This window comes from Micromonospora sp. RV43 (assembly GCF_001029515.1).
Lineage (GTDB): Bacteria > Actinomycetota > Actinomycetes > Mycobacteriales > Micromonosporaceae > Micromonospora > Micromonospora aurantiaca.
Genome location: NZ_LEKG01000133.1, coordinates 1 through 21,778, shown reverse-complemented (window position 1 = coordinate 21,778; position 21,778 = coordinate 1). Strand labels below are relative to the sequence as shown.

The window sequence follows — 21,778 nt, the reverse complement described above, 5'->3', positions numbered from 1 at the left end:
ACGGACAGCTTCTGGAGGAACCCGACCCCGCGTCGGGCTACCACCACGCCCTGACGTCGATCGACCGACTGATCAAGATCAACAACCCGCCACGCGGCCTTGATCAACAGTTAGTGAAAGACCGAGGCTAGGACCGATCTATGCGCAATTCCGAGGGCCGAAGTGATCGACCCGGCAGCCGATCACTAGCCGCAGGCTGTGCGGGCTGATCTTGTCGGCGGCCAGCAGGCCGGGGGCTCGGGCAAGACAGCGGACGGTGGCGAACACGGCGGGCGCCGCCCCGCTGTTGGTTCCGCCTACTTTGTGCGCGGCGCCACAAGGTTGTTGCTAACCTGAGAGTCGCAGGAGGCCCTCTAAGGTTCCCGCGCCCGCCTTAGGGCCCGCTAACGCGGGCCCTTCGTGCATCAGGGGTCAGCCCTGGCCAGCGGATCCCAGCACCACGAGTGGTAACAGCGAGGCTCGACAAGCGTTCATAACTGCTCGTGGGCCTCATGAGCGCTTCGACCCCTAACCGGGCGGCTGCTCCGGCGGACTATAGGCAGTCACCGCGCTGGACGGCATACTTCAGGCGGCGCGCCGGTACGCCGAGCCCAGGCGGTCGCGCATCAGCTCGATCGGGTTCATTCCCCGCCGGCCCGCTTCGGCCACCAACCACTGGTGCAGCTTGTCATCGGAGTCGAAGCTCAGCGTGTAGGCCAGCCGTATCCGCCGGTCCGTGGTGTCCACCTGGGCGGCACTCCAGTCGATGGGCTCGTCTGCCTGCTGCGCAACCTCGTCCCGCGTCATCGGCGTCCCCCTCCTGTCCATCTGCTTGTTTGAGACGAACCTCAACAGCCGGAACTCACTGCAGGTTGTGTCCTAATTCGATACAGGGGATTGCGTCCGCCGCGAGCTTGATCAGTTAGCTGGGTGGCAACACCCCATCGCAGGACCTTTGCAACGGTCTCGTCAGCGATGTCGATGCCGAGCCTGTCGCTCGCCGCGTCAGCAAGCTCTGCTACGTCGCCGACGAATTGGCCCTCTGAGTCGGCCGCCGCGAGGATCGCCTTCCACACAGCCCGCCAGGTGCGGCGTCTTTGCGGGCTCCATGCTTTGGCACGGATGTCGAAGGCCTGGAGGCGGTGATCTTGCGCGGGTCGCTGCGGCCGGGTCGATCCCCGTGGCTTTGGGAGGCAGAGTTGGTAGGTGTTGCAGCGCTGGCCGTCGCCGTGGTCGATGATTTTCAGCAGTCCCGCCTCCTGCAGCCATCTCAAGGAGGCCTGGACGTTGGCCCTGTTCGCCGGACGTCGTCCAGACGCTGTTGCGATCGCCGCTACCAGCTGGGTCGGTGACACCGCTACGTGCATGCTCTCATCGGCGCCGTCGACGAGTGCCCGCCAAACCGCACGACGGAGGCTCGCCACCTTGCCAGCGATGGTGTGCACGCTGACCCACGGGGCCGACGGATGGCGGTCGTCGAAGGCGCGATAGGCCCCCTCACGGTCGAGCATCGCATCGCCGTCCTGCAGACAGGGGGGCCGGCGGCCCAACTCGTTCGCTACCACCCCGGCCCTGCGATCTGGGCTTGGTCGCCGGAGGGAGCTGCAGTGAGGCGACGGGCGACGGCCACATGCCCACCAATTTAGGGCATTATCCTGCACTGACAAGAGTTCTGGCGGCGACTTGCCTGAATTCTTGTGATCGAGCCGCCGCCGCCCGTGGACCTTGCGGCGCTCGGCCATGCGGTCGCGAAGGCCAGACAGGCGGCCAATCTCACCCTCGAGGGCCTCGCCGAGCGCAGCGGCGTCTCGCGGCGGATGCTGGTTGAGGTCGAGGGGGGCCGCATCAACTGCACGATCGGCGTCCTGCATGGCATCGCGCATGCCGTCGGCGTGCCATTGGGCGACCTGGCCCAGACGGCCTGCACAGACAGCCGTACGAACTAGTTGGCATCGCAGCAGACCGAGAACGCCACCGACGTCCGTAAGCAGACGTCGGCCGGACGCTAGACGCGCCGAAGCACACAGACAACCTTGCCCAGGATGACCGCGTGATCGGCGGAGATCACATCGTAGAGGGGATTTCGCGGTACCAGCTCGACGCGGCCGTCGCGGCTCCGGTAGACCTTCACCGTCGCCTCGCCCTCGATCATCGCGGCGACGATGTCGCCGTTCTCGGCCACTGCCTGCTGGCGCACGACAACCAAATCTCCCTCGCAGATCGCCGCCTCGATCATGGAATCGCCCTTAACAATCAAGGCGAACAGCGTGCCGTGCCCTACTAGGGTGCGAGGCAGTGTCAGCTCGTCCTCCACGTGTTCCTCGGCGAGGATCGGGGCGCCGGCAGCGATAGTGCCGAGCACCGGAACTTTGACGCCTGGCCGCCCTGCTCCGTTCGATGCCCCACCAACCTGCGCCCTACGGATGTCGACCGCCCTGGACGCATTTGCCTCGCGACGCAGGAGGCCACGCTGTTCCAGCATGTTCAAGTGGTACGCGACGGATGAGGGAGAGCCAAGCCCGACCGCTGCGCCGATCTCACGCACAGTGGGTGGGTAACCGTGCTGCTGGACCCAACCGCGAATCACACTCAGGATGCGCTGCTGCTTGGCGCTGATGTGGGGCGGCTCAGCTTCGGCAGCATCGGAGGTTGTCATCCCCGGACAATACTACGGGGTTTAGAACGTGCGTACTAACGTGCTCGCCAACTCCGCACACCTCATCGGCTTGGCGCTGCCGGTCAACGCCGTCGCGGCCGACGCGCCGCAGCCGCGCGACTGGCTGCGCGGCGTCCTGCGAGACGACCGGCTACGTCCGCCCACGACCCTGCTGCACCTGTTCCAGGAACACACCCGGCATCTGCTCGGCTTGGACAACAACCTCCGGCTGGACTCCAGCACCCTCGAAGACGCCGTCGATCTTGCTGCTCTGCACTGGCTGACCGGAACCGCCGCCCGGCCGGGTGCCCTCGGTCCAGACGAGCTGCGACAGCTGCGCGCCCGGGTCCTCAACGCGATCCGGCTTCGCCCGCCCGGACGACCGGCCGCATTCCCGGGGGCGCTGCTGATCGAGGCCGCGACTCGGATCGTGACCACCAGCATCGACGAACACCTGCTCAGCCCCAGCCACGTCGGTATCTTGCTCGGCCGCTTCCCCGACGTCATGCGCCGATGGCGCTACGACCCCGGCGGCGAGAAGCCGATCCGCTGGCCGGTCACCTCCGAAGGCGAAGTCCAGGACATTCTCTGGTTCATGCTGCGCCCGGTCTTCGACGACCTCGTCGATGAGGAAACCCTGCGCAGATTGGGCACAGTTCCTACCGGGCCGACTTCGGCATCCCGTCACTCGGTCTGCTGATCGAGGTCAAGTACGCGACCAAGGCCGCCGAATTTAAGAAGTTCGAGCAGGAGATCTCCGCCGACTACGTCGCCTATCTCTCCGGCAACGAGCCGTACCGGCAGATGGCCGTCTTCGTCTACGAGGAGTCGGGCTCGGTGCAGCACCACGGCACCACCCGCAACACACTGCTGGCGCTGCCCAGCGTCACCGACGTGGTCATCGTGTCCCGTCCCAGCCACCTACCCGTACCGCAACGGTCCTCACGGGCCCGCCGCCGGTCGTCGGGCGCGGCGACACCGTGAACCAGCCACTTCCCGAAAATGCTTCCCGAGAACGCACCCGGCATCCCGGGGCGCCGGCCGGACCGGTGGATCTCCACCAAGCACGCCGCCAGGTCGAAGGCCGAAAGACCGTCACGTGTACGACGGCAGGGCGGTGAAGAACACGGTCAGGACCGCCAGGAACGCTGTGCCGCCAACGGCCAGTGCCCGGTAACGGCTCTGACCGGCAACGGCGGCGATGATGCCCGCCGCCAAGGCGATGTTGAGGGCGCCCGACAAGGCGAGGGCCAGCACGAGAAATGTCATGCCGGGACGGTCGGTGAGCACCCGGGCGAGAAGCGACCATCTGGATCGATGAGCAGGTATGCCGTAGTGCTCACCATGGGGCGTCCACGCCTAGGGTGGACGGGTGGACGGCTACGCGGACCGAGTCAGCCAGCTCGCCGCCTTCAGGAAAACGGAGCTGGGCGGCGAGCCGTCGCAGCGCAGCATCGCGCGTGCCATGGGCGTCTCCGCCCAGTCGGTCAAGAACTGGCTCGACCGCGCGGTCAAACCTCAGCTGATCGAGCACATCGTCGGCCTGGTGCATGCGATCGCCGCGGAGGCCCGGGCCCAGGGCAAGCTGGACGACCGCGTCACCGAGCTGCTCGACGAGGCGGGCTGGCGCATGGCGTTTCTGACCGAGAACCAGGTGCGGGCCGCGGGCGTCAGCACCGCGCGGATCGCCGCGGCTGCCCGTGCCAGTGATCGACTCGGCCGACCGGCCCGGCAATGGGCGGAGAACCCGTTCGGCCTCGGCGTGCACGACGCGATCACGGTCAACGGTGCGGTTGACCTGCTGCCGCGCTACGTGCCGCGCCCCCACGACGATGCGCTGGCGGCCGCGGTGGCTCGCGCCGCCGCCGGGGAGACTGTCATCCAGGTTCTGGTGGGCGACTCGTCGACAGGAAAGACCCGCGCCTGCTGGGAAGCGGTTCGTACCCTCGGCGACGACTGGCACATCTGGCGCCCACTCGACGCGGGCGAGCTGACCAGATCGCTGAGCGCGCTGGGGCCTCGCACCGTCCTCTGGCTCGACGAGATACAGCGGTTCCTGGACGAGGCCACAGCCCTACAGCTGCGCGCTATGATCGATGACCACGTACGGCGCCCTTTGCTGCTGCTGGGCACTATCTGGTCAGAGAAGTGGGAGCGGTTCAACGCGCCGACGTCGCGGGACTTTGACGAGCCCCATTTCCAGGCGCGAGCGCTGCTCGCCAACGCCGCGATCCCGGTGCCTCCGACGTTCACCGGACCTGCGCTGCAAACGTTGCGGGACCTCGCCGACGCGGATCCACGCTTGCGACAAGCCGCGGAGCGGGCCGATCGCGGGGCGGTAACCCAGTACCTCGCGGGCGTGCCCGAGGTGCTACGGAGGTACCAGACCGCCACGGCGGGCGCCCAAGCGGTCGTGCACGCCGCCGTCGATGCCCGGCGCCTCGGCGCGCAGTCCGACATGTGCGCGGACTTCCTCGCTACCGCCGCCCTTGGCGAACTCACCGGTGCGCAACGGGACGGCCTACCCACCGACTGGTTCGAGCGTGCCCTCACCTATCTGGGTACGCCGGTCCACGGTGTGCGGGGACCGCTCACCCGTGCTGACGCCGGCGACGGCTATGTGCTGGCCGACCCATTGGAGCAGGCCGGCACTGCGGAACGAGCCACCGTGCTCCCGCCGGATTCGTTTTGGCGGGCGGCCCGCGCTCATCTGGATGCGCGAGATGTGGCGGCGCTGGCCGGGGCGGCTCGCGGCCGGGGCCTGCTGCGCGAAGCGGCCGTGCTCTTCCGGCACGCAGCTGGCCACCGCACGGACCGCGCCGCTGTACAACTGCTTTCGATCCTAGACGACGTCGACCCCGCTGGCGCGGCCGAAGCAGCGCGCTGGATCGTCGACGAGGTGCCCCTGTCCGATTTACGGCATGCTTCTGAGCTGATCCGCGTCTTCGAGCGACTCGGGCTGCAGGAGTTGGTCGGACGTGTTCGCCACCGGGCCGTGCTCGAAGGCTCCTTACATGATCCCTCGGCGGTTCACACCTTCCTGACAGATCTGCGCGAAGCCGGCGAGGAGGAATTACTGCGCGTCTTGCTGGCTCGTGATCCCGCAGCCCACGTGACGATCAACAGATACACCCCACCTCTGCTGCGGCAGTTCCGAGACCTCGGCGAGGAGAGCCAGTTTCGTACTCTCGCCGTCCGGCTGGCCGGCAAGGGTGACCGCTGGCTGGCACGTGATCTGGTCGCGCTGGGCGCAGGCGACCTCGCCCGCGGCGTTCTTGACGCCGCCATCGATCGGATGGATCCGGCGGACGGATTCGCGGTCGGAGCCTTACTAGGCGACGTCGCCGAGTTCGGGAGCACGGATCAGCGTGAACGCCTCCTCGCCGCGGACCCTGCAGGTCGCGTCGATCTCGGCGACCTCGGCAACACCGGATTCTTGTGGCGTTCCCTCGCCGACTCCGGCGCCACTGCGCAGCTCGACGAGCTGGCAGCGCGCTTGCACCGATACGGCGGTGATGCTTCAGCGGCGTGGCATAGCGAAGCACGTAGCATAGGGGTCGAAATTGGACGCGACGCCGGCTGGGAAGCCGCACTGCCCGCACCGCGCCTGGAGGCGATCATCGCCGACCTGCAGGCCGGCCTGTGGCTTCTGCCTCTGTGCGACGACACCGTCGTGACAGGCGTGATCGAGCGGATTCTCGCCGATCCAGCTCTCATCGCCGACGCGAAGACCTTCAGCATCCTGAAGCAGGTACTCCCGCACGCCGACATTCAGGCCCAGCTGGCCGCGAACATTCCGGTAGACGATCCGGACCTCGTGGCCGCGGTGCTGGAGGAACTCGCCGACCGCCGCGACGACGTCGCCGCACAGCGATTACTGAGCCGGAATCCCGCAACCACCGTGTCGCTAAACGATGCACGTGGGGTGGCGCGCCTGCTGCTCGCCATGGCTGCGTTCGGGCGAACCGACGACATCCTCGCCCGTGAACCGTGGAACGTCGTAGCGGTGGACGACGTGGAGGCCGTCGTGCAGTTGGCCGACGCCTTGAGAGACTTGGAGCGGCCCGACGCCGCAGCCGTGCTCGACGCCCGGGTCGCCACCGAGGCGAGCCTTACCGAGCCCAGCGATGTGCTGCGACTGCTGACCGAGCTACGCCGTGCGGGTCGTGACCAGGCCCTCGCCATCCTGCTGGCACGCTGCCCCGCGCGCATCGTCGACGTCCACGAGACCAAGCCGGGGCCGCCGCACGTGCCGCGGTTGTTGCAGGCACTTACCCGCGTCGGTGCTGACGAACAGGTGATGACGCTGGCCGAGCGAGCCGTCGCCGCCGTGGACCTCGAACGGCCCAGCGCGGTCGAGATGTTGGTGTCGGCGCTCAACGAGGCCGGAGCTGCCGCGCCACTTCGGTCCTTGCTCGCCCGCCTCGCGGACACCGGCCATTTCACCTTCTACCTACGTCTGGAGTCCTACCTTCGGCTGGAACCGGGCACAGCCGCGCGTTTTCGCTATGGTCGCGATCCCGACGGCAACCCATCCGCCCCATGGAGCTGGGCGGATCTCGCCTGACCCGGTCAGCCCTCAACCTGAGGTCAACTCGCTGGATTCTGCGACCGATCCAGCGAGTTCAAGAAGTAGCTCAAGGCGACCAGCGAGACCCCGGCCCGGCCCGCACGCGCGGGCGCGTCGCCATGGTTCGGCTCCGCGGGAAGCTGAGACACAAGCGGCGGGGCGATTTGCATGAACCAGGCGGCCCTCATCGCGTGGTTGCGATCTCCCGGTCCGAAGCGGTGACCGGCGGTCGGGCAGGAACCCGCGCGTGGCACTATGTACTGCCGGACGTAACGCTCAGGCACCGTCCGTACGCAGGGGCTCCGAAGGGATGCGGTGGGGTGGCAGCAGATTCCGCGCAGACCGCCCCGGTGGGAGCGGCCGGACCGGCTGGCGCGCGGGCCGGGATCAAGACTCGCCGCACCGCGCTCGGCACGCATGTGTTCGATCGCCGAACCGGGATGAACTTGTTCATCGATCAGCCGGGGACCGACGAGTCCGTCGCTCTCGCGCCGCGGCAGGTCTCGGTGGCCCTGACCAACGCGTGTGACCTGCGATGTTCCTACTGTTATGCGCCCAAGACCCCAGGCCGCCACGACACCGCCACCGTGGTGGCGTGGGCGAAGGAACTCGACGCGCACGGCTGTTTCGGGGTCGGGTTCGGCGGCGGCGAGCCGACACTGGTCACCGGCTTTCCCGAGCTGTGCCACCTCGTCGCAGCGCAGACAGATCTCGCCGTCACTTTCACCAGTCACGGTCACCATCTCACGGCCTCCGTCTGTACCCGGCTCGCCGGCGCGGTGCACTTCATCCGGATCAGCATGGACGGCGTGGGGCAGACTTACGAACGGCTACGGGGAAGACCGTTCGGCGCGTTGCTCGACCGCCTCGCGGATGTCCGGGACGTGGCGCCGTTCGGCATCAATGTCGTGGTCAACGAGCGGACGGTGCACGAGCTCGACCAGGTCGCCGGCGTGGCGACGCAGGCCGGTGCGCGCGAACTCCTGCTTCTCCCGCAGCAACCCACAGCCCGCTGGCACGGCATCGACCAGGTCACGCTGTCAGAGATGCGGGCCTGGCTGGACCGCTATCGGGGACCGCTGGCGGTCACGATCGGCGCGACCGGCATCAATGGGCTGCCGGTGACCGCGCCGGTCCCGGGAGAGCAGCCACTGGACGCCTACGCTCACATCACCGCCGACGGCGTCCTGAAGGGATCCTCGTACCAGGCCGGCGGATCGCCGATCGGAAAGGACGGTGTCATGGCGGCCCTGTCGGTCCTGCGGACCACCGGAGCCACCCCGTGAGGATCTGGTGGGGTTACGGCTCCGAACACTCCATGAACCTCGTCATGGTCGGCAAGTTCGCCTCCGTGGGCGAGGCGGGCGCCGCGAAGGAGCTCATCGACCGGCTGGCCTCCGGCGTCCAGGACGACCTCGACGCCGGCAGGATCGAGTACGGCAAGCCGCCGTCCCGGTTCAGTGATTCGATGCTCGCCCTGCTCCAAGCCCTCGAGGTGCACAGCCTCGGCCCGGCCGAGCTCGAACAGCTGGCGTACAGCGCCAATGTCGTGGCACGCGGGGACTCGGTGGTGATCCGTACCGACGAGACCGAAGTCCAGGCCTACATCAAGATCCTCCTCACCAAGGGCGCGCGCATCGAGATGTTCTCCGCCCACGACTTCCCGGAGGAGGGAAAGCGCCTCGACGACGACGGGGTGCGACGCAATGGGTAGCGTCGGCTGGGACACCTTCGGCCGGTTGCCGGGCGCCGCCACCTACAACTTCGAGATGCTCTGCCGCCATCTGATGCACCGCCACTACGGTGCGCGCGGGGATTTCAAGGCCACCGCCAATCAGGCTGGCATCGAGTTCCATCTCAGACTCGACCAGGACTGCGCGCTCGGCGAGGCGGGTCGGTGGTTCGGCTGGCAGTGCCGATGGTACGAGCTCCCGCCAGGGCGGGCGATCGGTACCACCCGGAGAGACAAGATCGAGAAGGCTGTCAAGGACACCGTCCGCGATCTGCCGGGCCTGACCGACTGGGTGCTGTGGACACGCCATCCCCTCACCAAGAAGGACCAGGAGTGGTTCTACGCGCTGAAGCCGCTCGCCGGCAACATGCGACTGACCCTGTGGACCAGCGCGAACGTCGAGGAGCATCTGGCCGGCCCGGGGCAGCTGTACCGAGAGACCTACTTCGGTGAACTCGTCCTGACCCGGGAAACCCTGCGGGAGCTCCATGAACGTGCCGTCGCCCCGGTCCGTTTCCGCTGGCTGCCCGAAGCTCACCAGCCGGTCAACGCCGAACGGTCCATTCAGCGGATGCTCGGCGACCGCGGCGCGCGGATGCAGCTCAGCGCCGCCGCATCGACACTCGAGATCGCGGGCGCCGGGCTGGCCGCCGGGCTACCGGCCGACGTACCCGCTGTTCTGCGTGACAAGACCGAGGCGTTCGTCGCGACGCTCGCCGCCAGCCGTGACCAGTGCCTGGCGGTGGCCGCCGATCTCGAACGGGCGGACTGGCAGGCGCTCCGCAGCCGCTACGTCACTACTCCCCGGGTAAGTACGCAGCATCGCGTGTTGTTGCGCAAGCTGCGCAACGCCCGCAGCGCGGTGGCGCTGCCGGCGACCAATGCGCTGGACGACCTGGACAACGCGCACGCCCTAATCATGGCCATCGAGGACCATCTCGACGTCCGGCTGGTCGCGGTCGTCGCCGACGCGGGTAACGGCAAGACCCACCTCGCCGCCCAGCTCACCGCCGACGGCGGCGATCGCCCCGCGGGCATCTTCCTGCACGGCCGTCAGCTCGGCACCCGGGACACCCTCGACGATCTCGCGCAGACGGTGTCGATCGGTGGCCGGGCTTGTCCGACCATGGAGGCTCTGCTAGCCGCGCTCGATGCCGCCGGCGAACGCGCCCAGCGGCGGCTTCCGCTCGTGATCGACGGACTGAATGAGGCGGAGGACCCCCGCGGCTGGAAGTATCTGCTCGGCGCTGTCGAGCCGCTCCTGGCCCACTACCCGCACGTGCTGCTGGTCGTGACGCTGCGCAGGAGGTTCGTCGACGAATGCCTGCCCGCGGGAACGCGGCAGCTGACGATCGACGGGTTCGGCAGCGACCGGCAGCCGGCGCTCGACCGCTATTTCGCCCACTACCGGATCGACACAACCGACGCGGACCTGCCGGAACAGGTCGTTGACAACCCGCTGACGCTGCGGCTTTTCTGCGAGGTGACCAACCCCGACCGGCGCGAGGTCGTCGGCCTGGAAGCCATGCCCGGCTCGCTCACCGCGGTCTTCGACCGATACCTGGACCAGGCCGCCGATCGCATCGCCCAGCTGGCTCCCGCACACCGCCGGGTCTACGCCGCCGACGTGCACGCAGCACTGGCGAAGATCGGAAACCTGCTGTGGGATCGGCGCGCCCACGGCATCGAGTTCGAGCGGCTCCGGCAGCTGGTCGACCAGGATCCGCACTGGGACACCAGCATGGTCGGCCTGCTCGAGCAGGAAGGCATTCTGCTGCGCACGCCGATACGCGCGCGGCCCGGCAAATTCGGCATGATTATCAGTTTCGACGCGCTGGCCGGGCACATCATCGCGGACTCGCTGATCACGGCACGGAACCGTCCAGCCATCGAACAGTGGCTCGGCGACCCGGCCACCATCGATGCGCTCACCACCGGCCGCGATGCGGCACACCCGCTGGCCGAGGACATCGTCGCCGCCCTCGCAGGCCTGCTGCCACGGCGCCGGCACCAGCAACTGTGGACCCTGGTCCCGCAGCCGCTGCGCAGTCGTGCGCTCCCGCTGACCACGGCGCTTGAGGCCCGCTACCTCGACGCGGCCACCGTCGACGCACTGGGTGATCTCCTGCGCGATCCCGGCGCCGATCACAGCCGGCTGTTCACCAGCTGGCAACTGCTGCGGGGCGCTCTCTCCCATCCGCTCAACGCGGCCTTCCTGCACGACACGCTGAGCGGGATGGAAGTCGCGCACCGCGACCTCGTCTGGACGGAATGGACCCGGTCACGATGGCAGGACCTGGCCAAGGACCTGCGCGATCTGCAGCAGCGCTGGAGCACGGCCGAGACGACCGACCAGCGGGACCACCTGCGCGCCCGGTGGGTGATGTGGCTACTGACCAGCACCCAGCGCACGTTGCGGGAGCAGGCCACCCGGACGCTGTACTGGTTCGGCCGGCGCTGCCCGGACGAGTTGTTCGCACTCACCCTCGAAGCTCTGGAGATCAACGACCGGTACGTCGGCCAGGGCACCGTCGCGGCGGCCTACGGCGTGGTACTGGCCCACCAGCGCAACGCCACCGACCTCACGGCTCTTCCTGAACTACTCACCGGGCTGCGCGACACGCTGCTCGGACCCGCCGCGACCCGACCCACCGATGACTGGCTCATCAGGCTCTACGTCCGCGGGATCATCCAGTTCGCGCACCAGTTCCGGCCGGACGCCCTGCCCGCGGGCATCCCGACACCGGACGACGCCGTGTTCGGCCTTCCCGCGACCGCCGAGCCGCTGCCGGCCGGCGACCCACGCAGCGACGAAGTCAGCGCGGTCCTGCAACCCGACTTCGAGAACTACACCATCGGCAGCCTGCTCGAGGACCGAGCCAACTACGACCGCGACCATCCCCGCTACGTGCAGTTGCTCGCCGATATCCGAGGCATCATCTGGGCGCTGGGCTGGCGGGAGGCCACCTTCGGCCCGATCGACGACCAGATCGAAAACGCGACCTACGCCGCCCGGTCCCGCGGCACCGGTAACACCGAGCGCTACGGGAAGAAGTATAGCTGGATCGGCTTCTACGCCACGGCGGGGCGGATGGAAGCCGGCGGCGAGCGCTCCCCGGATCAGGAACGCATCTCCGACCTGCCGGTCGATCCGTCGTTCCCCGACCGTCTGACGCCGCTGCCGGCGACGGTGCCCGACTGGGCGCGAACCAGTCCGCCGCGCGTCGAGGACTGGGTGGTCGACGGCGCCGTCGACCTGGCCCCGGAACTGGTCGAAGCTCCACGGCTCGGCGAGCATGAAGGACCGTGGATCGCCGTCGGCGGGCATCTGGAGACCAGCGCACAGGGACCCGGCCGGCGGGTGTGGGGCATGCTGTTCGCGCTGCTGGCGACCGAGGCAGACGCCGATGCGATCACCGAAGCGGTCACCAAGGCGGACTACCCCGGGCGTCACTGGTTCCCGGAGCCGCCGCAGGACTACTACACGTTCGCGGGAGAGGTCCCGTGGCATCCGGACTTCGCACGCAACGCCCACGAGGTGTGGCCGGGCAACCCGTACGGCAGATCGATGAATATCGGCGGTACCGAGGTCGAGGTGGAGGTGCTCGCGCACCGCATCACCTGGCAAGGCTACGACCCGTCCGAGACCGGCATCGGGACGGTTCTCGTCCCGTCGAAGTCACTGTCGCAGGCGATGCGGCTACGCGCCGGGCCACAGGCGTTCCACCAGTTCGATCAGGCGGGCGCACCCGCGAGCCTGTCCTACGGTCCCCCGCCACGGATGACCGGCCACCTGCTGTACCTGCGGCGCGATGTGCTCCAGCAGTACGCCCGGGGACGGCATCTGGTCCTGCTGTGGTGGGGTGAACGGCACCCCCGCCCGTTCCCTTCCCGACGTCCACCATGGATCGCACAGGCATGGGAGGCCAACAAGCAGGTATGGCGCGAGGTCCGGCACCTCGACCTTTCGTAGCATCCGGCGCCCGCGCACCGCAGCACGGCGCCCGGACTAAGCATCTACATCAACTAGATTCGCCGAAGTCCCGGTACAGGTGCGGCATCCCGCGAACGGCGCTTGCCGAATCAGAATCGGTCATCATGCCGAAGGGGGTCTGCCGCTCGCGCCGCAGTAGCGCCCACGGGTCAGGGGTGCCGGAAAACAGCGCGCGCTCGCCCGCCTCACCACCTACCTTGAGCGGTACTCCAGGATCACCCCTAGCGACGGAGACGGGCAGCGTCATGATCACGGTCGGCGAACAGATCCAGCGTGTGGATGAGGCGATCTGCCAGAACATCGCATCGCTCACGGATCAGCGTGCGCTGCTGTCGCAGAACCTGCTTGCCCAGCTGCGCAACCTGGTCGAAGGCGTCGCCGTGCGCCTGCATACGGGTGAGGACGATGCCGAGTTCAACTACGCGGCCATTGATCCCGGACTCGCCTTCGTCAAGACCAGAGCCAGGCTGAACTTCCTCGGCAAGTTCCACAAGCTCATCCAGATCAGCGCCTCCCACTACACCCTGGACGGCGACTCCTCGGAGCGGCTGATGCTCAAGTACTACGAGTATCTCCTGCGCATCCGCACCCTGCTCAAGGACAACTGCGGCATCCCGGTGCTGGCCAACCTGGAGTCGTTCCCGATCGATCTCGACCCCTCGCTGCGCGAGTACCACGAGAAGATCGCCGCACGGATCAACGCGCTCCGGTCTACGCCCGTCGACGGCAACCCGCGCGCCCGGTACTACATCCACAAGACCCGGCCGTTTTTCGTCGACGGGCGCATCTACTACGAGGTCACCTTCTACCGGGCCGTCAACAAGGTCAACAAGACTGACCGCATCATCGCCTTCACCGACATCGACATGACCGACAAGTACGCGGCGATGCTGACGCTCCAGCACGACGCGATCGACGTCCTCGATCAGACGATGCCAATCACGGTGATCCGCACGTGGGAGGTCTCGATCCGCCCGTGCGAGTTCGACAACTTCGCACGCCTGTTCGGCACCTTCACCGACATCCGGATCAGCTCCCCGGAGTACGTCTACCTGATGCAAGGGCTGACGGCTAGCGCCGGCAGCCTGCTCGACCTGATCGACATGCCTGACGACCAGTACAGCGCGACGAGGGCCCAGGGCACAGCGCTCGTCAAGTCGCCGCAGATCTTCACCGTGCTGGACGAGGCACGCCGTATCGTGCGCTCGCGTCTGCCAGGCCACAACGTCATCCGCTACCTCATGCTGCAGATGAACAACCTCGTGCTGAGGCGGCAGTACAGCTGGGACGGCTGCGCCCGTCTGTCCGGGCTGAACCTGCAGTACGGCTGCATCCCGTTCGACGAGATGCCCTTCTGCACCTCGCTGCCGGGCCACAACCCGCGATTTTGGGACCTGGCCGAGAGCCTCGATGCCACCACCCGCAAGCACGAGCTGCTGGCCCGGCATGTCAAAAACAACGTCGAGCGCCGCGGGCTTCTTTACACACCAGTGACGGATCTTGAGGACTTCGGGGATGTCAGCGCGCTGGTCACCGCCTACAACAGCCACATCTACTACAAGCACACGGAGCGGCAGCTCGTTCTGGACAAGGGGCACGTCTTCATCCGGGGTTACGAGGACGACACCTTCGCCATCGTCGAGAAGTTGCAGCAGCTCGCATCCTCGGGGATCGACGGATACTCCACGGCCGTCGAGCGCTGGCTCGGCGAGAAGCCCCGCGGGATCGATGACGAGTTCAAGAGCGAAGCGCTGAAGCAACTGTTCAGCCAGTCGAAGGTGGCGCTGATCTACGGCGCGGCCGGCACCGGCAAGTCGACGATGGTCGACCACATCGCGAGCTACTTCAACGACAAGTCGAAGCTGTTCCTCGCCCACACCAACCCGGCGATGAACAACCTCAAGCGCAAGGTTACCGCCCAGGACTCCACCTTCCGGACGATCAGCAGCCACATCCGCCGGACCGGCTCCGACCCCGAGTACGACGTCCTGGTCATCGACGAATGCAGTACCGTCAGCAACGCTGACCTGCTCAAGGTGCTGGAGCAGACATCCTTCCGGCTGCTCGTGCTCGTCGGCGACGTCTACCAGATCGAGTCGATCCAGTTCGGTAACTGGTTCAGCATCATTCGCTCGTTCATCCCCGGCACCTCGACGTTCGAGTTGACCACCCCGTTCCGGACGACGAACACGTCACTGCTCAGCTTCTGGGGCAAGGTCCGCAACCTCGACGACGACATCGCCGAGACCATCGCCCGCAACGGCTACTCGACCGTGCTCGACACGTCACTCTTCAAGGCCCAGCGCGACGACGAGATCATCCTCTGCCTGAACTACGACGGCCTCTACGGCATCAACAACATCAACCGATTCCTGCAGAGCAGCAACCCGAACCCGCCGATCATCTGGCGCGACTCCACCTACAAGATCGGAGACTCGGTCCTGTTCAACGAGGCCGAGCGGTTCCGGCCGGTCATCTACAACAACCTGAAGGGGCGAATCGTCGACATCACCCTGACCCCCGGTCAGATCCAGTTCGACGTCGAACTCGACCGTCCACTCAGCGAGTTCGACGTCGTCGGCGATGATCTGGAGTGGGTGGAGGGATCAACCGTGCGCTTCTGCGTCTACGACCACGACACCAGCGATGCGGACGACGACTCGCTCAACACCGCCGTCCCGTTCCAGGTCGCCTACGCCGTCTCGATCCACAAGGCGCAGGGCCTCGAGTACGACTCCGTCAAGATCGTCATCACCGACGCCAACGAGGACGACATCACGCACAACATCTTCTACACGGCTGTCACCCGTGCGCGCGAGGACCTACGGATCTTCTGGACGCCGGAGACCCAACACGCCGTCCTGCGCGGCCTCCAACGAAACGAGAGCCCGAAGGACGTCGCGCTGCTGTCACGTCGCCGCGGTCTCACACCGCTTACCCGGTCGCGGCGCCGCTGAGCAACGCGACTGGCGTCGCCTGGCGTGGCCGTTAACCGTGCCGGTGCCCACCGAGGGTGCCGGAGCACAGCCCGGCCTCGTAACACGATGTCGCCGAGCGACCTTAAGCACGTGATATGTGATGCCGCCGGACGGTCTCCGCGAGACTGTGACGCTGAGCCCGGTCGAGCCGCAGCATCAGGCAGCGGATGTCCCGGGCCATCCGCAGCGCGCAGGAATGTGCCGACAGTCGTGCATCGACCAGTTCCCGCCAAGCTTCCCTAGACACGGTGCAGGAATGCTCCGCTGCCCGTCCTAGACCAGCTCGACCCGGCGCCCGACCGTGGCCCCCGCGGCGGCGCAGCGTCCGCTAGAAATTTGAACACTGAACGCTTTTAGACCCGCCGCATAAGCTGGCGGCCAACCCCTGTCCGTGCGCGAAGCCCTCCGGCGACGTCGACTGCGAGTGCCCGCCCCTGGCCCGGCGACGCTACCTGGGACGGTTGTCGGGTCCGCTGCTCGACCGGGTGGACGTGCAGGTCCGGTTGACGGCGGTACGCGCGGCGGAGCTGCTGAGCACCGACGCCGCGCAGGAGTCCTCGGCCACCGTCGCCGCCCGGGTCGTCGCCGCGCGGCACGCCGCCGCCGATCGCTGGGCGGCCACCGGGCATCGGGTGAACGCCGACGTCCACGGCCCGTACCTGCGCCGGCCGCCGTGGCACCTGCCGGCCCGGGTCACCACGGATCTGCGCCGCCGGCTCGACACCGGATCGCTGTCCGCGCGCGGCTACGACCGCGTACTCCGTCTCGCCTGGACCATCGCGGACCTGGACGGGCGGGACCGGCCCGGCCACGACGACGTGGCGGAGGCCATCCAGCTCAGGACCGGGGAGGTCGCGTGAGCGCCGACGACCGCCGGCTGGCGCGGGTCGCGCTCACCTGGCTCGCCGAGCCCGGCACCCGGTCGGTGTACGCACTGGTCGAGCGGATCGGACCGGTCGCCACGCTCGACCTGCTGTTGTCCGGCGAGGCGCCGGAGCGGACACTGCGGTCGGCCGTCGCGGCGCGCGGCGTCTCCGGCGACGCCCGGACGGTCGCCGCGGAGGCACTGGCCCGCGGCGAACGGCTCGGCGCCCGCCTGGTCACCCCGGAGGACGACGAGTGGCCGGCTCAGGTCGGCGACCTGCGCCGGCTGGCGCTCTCCGGTGCCACCCGGCGGGTCGACGTGGAGACCGATCCGCCGCTCTGTTTCTGGGTACGCGGAGCGTGGTCGCTCGGTGAGGCGCTGGCGCGCTCGGTGGCGGTGGTCGGCGCGCGGGCGGCAACCCCCTACGGCGCGCACATCGCCACCGAGCTGGGCTACGGCCTGGCCGACCGGGAGTGGACAGTCGTGTCCGGTGGGGCGTTCGGCATCGACGCCGCCGCACATCGCGGGGCGCTGACAGCGGGCGGCCGCACCGTCGCCGTGCTCGCCTGCGGCGTGGACCGCCCGTACCCGATGGGCAACGCCGCGCTGTTCGACCGGATCGCCGAGACCGGCCTGCTGGTGAGCGAGTGGATTCCCGGGGCGGAGCCGTTGCGGCCACGGTTCCTCATCCGCAACCGGGTCATAGCGGCGGCGACGAACGGCACTGTCCTCGTCGAGGCCGCCGCGCGCAGCGGCGCGACCCAGACGCTCAACCGGGCGCTCGGCCTGCGCCGGCCGGCGATGGTGGTGCCGGGGCCGGTGACCTCAGCGATGTCGGTCGGCGGGCACGAGGTGCTGCGGGAGCGGCCGGAGGCGCGGCTGGTCACCAACGTCGCGCACGTGCTGGAGGAGGTGGGGCGGATCGGGTACGACCTGGCGCCGCCCGCCCGGGCCCCCGAGCGTCCTCGGGACCGGCTCGACGAGGAGGCCACCCAGGTGCTGGAGGCGCTACCCCGCCGCCGAACGCTCGACCTGGAGAGCGTCGCGGCGCGCGCAGGGGTGGACCTGCGCACCGCCATGCGCAAGCTGTCCATGCTGGAGGAACTGGCGATGGTGGTACGCCGTGACGACGGCTACGCGCTCGCACCGCCACCACCGGTCGCCCGCTCGTGAGCGGGTCAGTCGCCCTCGAACCGGATCTCGGCGTCAAGGCGCTCCGCACATCGGCGGACGAGCCGGGCCAGCCGGTGGACGTGGTCGACCTCGGCCGGCGCCCCGGCCACCTCGGCGAGGCACCGCAGCTCGGCGAGCAGTTGCGGCATTCGCTCGGCGCTCACTGTCAGCTCACCGAGCGGGTCGACACGGTCGAGCAGCGGGGTCCGGCCACCGCCGCGGACACGCTTGAGCAGGTCGAGCAGCACGTCCTGCGGGTCCGCCACGACCTCGATCGAGACGTACGCGGGCCGCCGACGACCGTTGCCCGCCGATATCTGCCGGTAGAGGACGGCGTCCACTCCCACTCTCGGCCCTCCTCGTACCGGCGTCACCGTCACGGGGACGCGTTCGCCTGATCGCGGCCGGATCGACCCTCCGTCGGGGCCGGCTCGGCCACGCTGCCCGCCGGTCGCCGCACCGGAGTGTGCCGCAGCATGAGTTTCCCCTGTCCAGACCGGCTTCTGCCACCCCGCTCAGCGCGTCGGCACCTATCCCACGCCGGAAGGACCCGGCCGACGTGGCGGACGGCACAACCCACGGGCGACGGGCCGGCACCGCGAAAGCGGAAGCGACGGCCGGACCGGCACGGCGGCCAGGCGACTCCACGGCGAGGGCGGTGTGGCGTCGGGCGGCACGGCACACGGCGGCACTCCGGCCTTACGCTGGGGCGGTGATCGCCGGCCGCCTCCCCCGCCGCGACCCCGTACGCCTGGGTCGGGTGCCGCAGTGAGCAAGCGGCAGCGCGGCACCCGGGAGGCGCACGAGGAACTGCCCGCCTCGATGCGCGAGGCGGTGGACGACTTCGCCGACCACCTGTCGCGGGTGCGCAACCGCTCCGTCCACACCGTCCGGGCCTACGTCACGGATCTGGTGTCGCTGCTGGACCACGCCGTCCGGATGGGCTGCGCCGAACTGCCGGAGCTGGACCTCGCCGTGGTGCGCAGCTGGCTGGCGAAGCAGCGGACCATGGGCGCGGCCCGGACGACGATGGCGCGGCGCGCCGCCGCGGCCCGGACGTTCAGCGCCTGGGCGCACCGGACCGGCCTGCTCGCCGACGACGTGGCCGCGCCGCTGGCCAGCCCTCGGGCCCGGCGGGAACTGCCCACCGTGCTGCGGGCCGACCAGGCCGCCGCTCTGGTGGAGGCCCCGTCGCGGCAGCGCCGGAGCCCGCCCGGGGCCGACCGCTCGACGGTCCACCCCGAGGGCACCGGGCTCGGACGCGACCACGGAACGGCCGCCGGACCGGCATCCGGCGAACCGGCCGGCGACGGACCGCCCGACGCGGTGCTGCTGCGCGACCGGCTGCTGCTGGAACTGCTCTACGGCACCGGGGTACGCATCAGCGAGGCGTGCGGCCTGGACGTCAGCGACGTCGACCAGGCTCGCCGGGTGGTACGCGTGCTGGGCAAGGGCGGGCGGGAGCGGGCGGTGCCCTACGGGGTGCCGGCCCAGCGGGCCCTTGACGCCTGGCTGCGCGACGGCCGGCCCGCACTGCTGGCCCCGGGCTCGGGCCGGGCGCTTCTGCTCGGGGCGCGGGGTGGACGGCTCAACCCGACCACCGCGCGACGGATCGTGTCCGGCTGGGCCGGTGCCGCCGGGGTACCGCGGGTGACGCCGCACGGGCTGCGCCACTCGGCAGCGACGCACCTGCTCGAAGGGGGCGCGGACCTGCGCGCCGTGCAGGAGTTGCTAGGGCACTCGTCGCTCGCCAGCACCCAGATCTACACGCACGTCTCGGTCGAGCGGCTCCGCGCCGCGTACCGGCAGGCGCACCCCCGCGCCTGACCGCCGAGAGCGCGCAGGCAGCGTCGGTGGCACCGGTCAGCGGGCGGAATCCGGCCGGCGCATGATCCATCTCGGGCTAGGATCGACTGATGACGGTGCCGCAGCCACCCGAGCCGATTCCCGGGGCTCGGCTGCTCTTCTCCCTCGATCCCTCCGTCAGTCACCTCAACCACGGATCGTTCGGCGCCGTACCGATCGCCGTGCAACGCGCCCAGCAGCGCCTGCGCGACGAGATGGAGGCCAACCCGCTGCGGTTCTTCACGCAGGGCCTGGTCGACCGGATCGCCCACGCCCGGCGGCACCTGGCCACGTTCCTCGGCGCCGACCCGGAGGGCACCACGCTCGTCGGCAACGCCACCACTGGCGCGGCCGTGGTGTTGCAGTCGCTGGCGCTGCGCCCGGGCGACGAGATCGTGACCACCGACCACGGGTACGGGGCGGTGGCGCTGTCGATCGCCAGGGAGTGCGGCCGCACCGGGGCGGTGCACCGCACCCTGCCGGTGCCGTTGACCGCCACCGACGAGGAGGTGGTGGAGATCCTCCGCAACGGGCTGCGCCCCGGGCGTACCAGGCTGCTGATCGTGGACCAGCTCACCTCCCCGACCGCCCGACTGTTCCCCTCAGCGGCGATCGTCGCGGTGGCCCGGGAGCAGGGCGTGCCGGTGCTGGTGGACGCCGCCCACGCGCCGGGCATGCTGCCGGCCACCGTCGCCTCGGTCGGCGCCGACTTCTGGGTCGGCAACCTGCACAAGTGGGCGTACGCGCCACGCGGCACCGCCGTGCTCGTGGTGGCGCCGCAGTGGCGGGAGAAGATCCAGCCGCTCGTCGTCTCGTGGGAGCAGGACAGCGGCTTCCCGGTTCGGGTGGAGTGGCAGGCGACGCTCGACTACACCGGTTGGCTGGCCGCCCCGGTGGGCCTGTTCACGTTGCGCAGCCTCGGCGTGGACCGGGTACGCGCGCACAACGCGGCGCTGGCCGCGTACGGGCAACGGGTCGTCGGGGACGCGCTCGGTGTGGCGCCCGAGCGGCTGCCGGAGCCCGGCGGACCGGCGGTCGCCATGCGGCTCGTGCCGCTGCCGCCCGGTGTCGCGACGACGCTGGACGCGGCCCGGGAGCTGCGGGCCCGGATCGCGGACCGGCTCTCCGCCGAGGTGTCGATCGCCGGCTGGAACGGGCGCGGCTACCTGCGGTTGTGCGGCCAGGTCTACAACACCCCCGACGAGTACGACCGGCTGGCCGTCCGGCTGCCCACGCTGCTCGCCCAGGGCTGAGCAACACACCCGATCACCCGGCGGGGACGGGGTGCAGCGGCAGCAACCGGACGCGACCGAGCCCGAGCAGGGCCAGCGGATCGAGGTACTCCGCGTCGCGTCGCAGTCCCCAGTGCAGGCAGGCCGCCTCGGCGCAGCCCCGATGCCCGGCGAGCAGGTCGCCGACCGGCGTGCCGGCGTCCACAGGGGTACCGGCGGTGAGCCGGGAGCGGACCGGTTCGTATGTGGTGCGCAGCCCGTCGGAATGGCCGACGGTGAGCACCGGCCGGCCGGCGACGGTGCCGGCGAACAGGACGGTCCCGGCGCCGGCCGCCAGCACCGGGGCACCGGGTGCCGCGGCGAGGTCGACGCCCCGGTGCCCGGACAGCCAGGGCTGCGGCGGCGGGTCGAAGCGCCGCACCACCCGGGGCGCGCCCGGCAGCGGCCACCGGAACGGCCCGGCAGGCGCACCCCGAAGTCCCGCAGCCGAGCCGCCAGCCGCCGAAGCACCAGGAGCCGGGGCACCCGCTGATGCGGAACCATCCGGCCCACGCGCGGGTGCAGCCGGCGACGGCCCGACCGCGAGCGAGTAGACCCCGACCCGGGACGACAACGGCGACGGTCCGGCCGAGGGCGACGGCACCACGGCCCGGGACGGCGCGAGGGCGCCCGGCAGGCAGACGACGAGGAACAACACCACGGCGTAAGAGATCGAGGAACGCACGCCGACCACCCTGCCCACCCCGGGCACCCT

General features: G+C 69.4%; 15 protein-coding genes and 2 pseudogenes. 11 read left to right on the top strand and 6 right to left on the bottom strand.

Annotated features, from left to right (window positions below; genetic code table 11):
- Positions 1-564: 564 nt before the first annotated feature.
- On the bottom strand, positions 565-786 hold the full coding sequence (locus tag ABD52_RS26620) for a hypothetical protein (RefSeq protein ID WP_047893596.1): 222 nt from the start codon (positions 784-786) through the stop codon (positions 565-567).
- A gap of 41 nt (positions 787-827) precedes the next feature.
- Positions 828-1,490: a hypothetical protein gene (locus ABD52_RS39345; RefSeq protein WP_152748328.1), complete on the bottom strand. Its 663-nt coding sequence runs from the start codon at positions 1,488-1,490 to the stop codon at positions 828-830.
- 186 nt (positions 1,491-1,676) lie between these two features.
- Between ABD52_RS39345 and ABD52_RS26615 the strand changes: the two genes are divergently transcribed.
- Complete coding sequence (locus tag ABD52_RS26615) at positions 1,677-1,925, top strand: helix-turn-helix domain-containing protein (RefSeq protein WP_053065492.1); 249 nt, start codon at positions 1,677-1,679, stop codon at positions 1,923-1,925.
- Positions 1,926-1,984: 59 nt separating this feature from the next.
- Here ABD52_RS26615 and lexA read toward each other — a convergent pair whose 3' ends face one another.
- On the bottom strand, positions 1,985-2,635 hold the full coding sequence (gene lexA, locus ABD52_RS26610; protein ID WP_047893594.1) for a transcriptional repressor LexA: 651 nt from the start codon (positions 2,633-2,635) through the stop codon (positions 1,985-1,987).
- 505 nt (positions 2,636-3,140) lie between these two features.
- Here lexA and ABD52_RS41745 point away from each other — a divergent pair.
- Positions 3,141-3,619: pseudogene (locus tag ABD52_RS41745) on the top strand (hypothetical protein).
- A gap of 111 nt (positions 3,620-3,730) precedes the next feature.
- Here the strand turns inward: ABD52_RS41745 and ABD52_RS39865 are convergent.
- Positions 3,731-3,904, bottom strand: a complete 174-nt coding sequence (locus ABD52_RS39865; RefSeq protein ID WP_161801643.1) for a hypothetical protein — start codon at positions 3,902-3,904, stop codon at positions 3,731-3,733.
- Positions 3,905-4,007: 103 nt separating this feature from the next.
- Here ABD52_RS39865 and ABD52_RS37630 point away from each other — a divergent pair, with 103 nt between their 5' ends.
- The 7 genes and pseudogenes from ABD52_RS37630 (at position 4,008) to ABD52_RS26560 (ending at position 17,947) form a co-directional block, all read left to right on the top strand.
- Entirely contained in the window at positions 4,008-7,202 is a 3,195-nt protein-coding gene (locus ABD52_RS37630) for a hypothetical protein (RefSeq protein WP_053065491.1), read from the top strand.
- Between the two features lie 323 nt (positions 7,203-7,525).
- Positions 7,526-8,491, top strand: a complete 966-nt coding sequence (locus ABD52_RS26585) for a radical SAM protein (protein WP_200905241.1) — start codon at positions 7,526-7,528, stop codon at positions 8,489-8,491.
- Entirely contained in the window at positions 8,488-8,919 is a 432-nt protein-coding gene (locus ABD52_RS26580; protein WP_047893589.1) for a DUF6375 family protein, read from the top strand. The genes ABD52_RS26585 and ABD52_RS26580 overlap by 4 nt, the downstream gene beginning before the upstream one ends.
- Positions 8,912-12,910, top strand: coding sequence for a hypothetical protein (locus ABD52_RS26575; protein WP_047893588.1), 3,999 nt, complete (start codon positions 8,912-8,914; stop codon positions 12,908-12,910). Before ABD52_RS26580 ends, ABD52_RS26575 begins: the two co-directional genes overlap by 8 nt.
- A gap of 266 nt (positions 12,911-13,176) precedes the next feature.
- On the top strand, positions 13,177-15,888 hold the full coding sequence (locus tag ABD52_RS26570; protein WP_047893587.1) for an ATP-dependent RecD-like DNA helicase: 2,712 nt from the start codon (positions 13,177-13,179) through the stop codon (positions 15,886-15,888).
- Positions 15,889-16,280: 392 nt separating this feature from the next.
- Positions 16,281-16,769: pseudogene (locus ABD52_RS26565) on the top strand (ATP-binding protein); the annotation flags it as partial.
- Positions 16,766-17,947 (top strand): DNA-processing protein DprA, encoded by a 1,182-nt coding sequence (locus ABD52_RS26560; protein WP_114919654.1) that lies wholly within the window; start codon positions 16,766-16,768, stop codon positions 17,945-17,947. The pseudogene ABD52_RS26565 and the gene ABD52_RS26560, both read left to right, overlap by 4 nt.
- 5 nt (positions 17,948-17,952) lie before the next feature.
- Here the strand turns inward: ABD52_RS26560 and ABD52_RS26555 are convergent, their stop codons facing one another.
- Complete coding sequence (locus ABD52_RS26555) at positions 17,953-18,294, bottom strand: hypothetical protein (RefSeq protein WP_013284600.1); 342 nt, start codon at positions 18,292-18,294, stop codon at positions 17,953-17,955.
- Positions 18,295-18,769: 475 nt separating this feature from the next.
- On the opposite strand from ABD52_RS26555, the gene ABD52_RS26550 reads away from it, so the two are divergent.
- Positions 18,770-19,774 (top strand): tyrosine recombinase XerC, encoded by a 1,005-nt coding sequence (locus tag ABD52_RS26550; protein ID WP_047893598.1) that lies wholly within the window; start codon positions 18,770-18,772, stop codon positions 19,772-19,774.
- Positions 19,775-19,863: 89 nt separating this feature from the next.
- Entirely contained in the window at positions 19,864-21,045 is a 1,182-nt protein-coding gene (locus ABD52_RS26545) for an aminotransferase class V-fold PLP-dependent enzyme (protein WP_047893586.1), read from the top strand.
- A 13-nt stretch (positions 21,046-21,058) separates the two neighbouring features.
- On the opposite strand, the gene ABD52_RS26540 is transcribed toward ABD52_RS26545, so the two are convergent.
- A complete protein-coding gene (locus ABD52_RS26540; RefSeq protein ID WP_082171397.1) occupies positions 21,059-21,637 on the bottom strand; it encodes a M23 family metallopeptidase in 579 nt (192 codons plus the stop codon).
- Positions 21,638-21,778 lie beyond the last annotated feature (141 nt).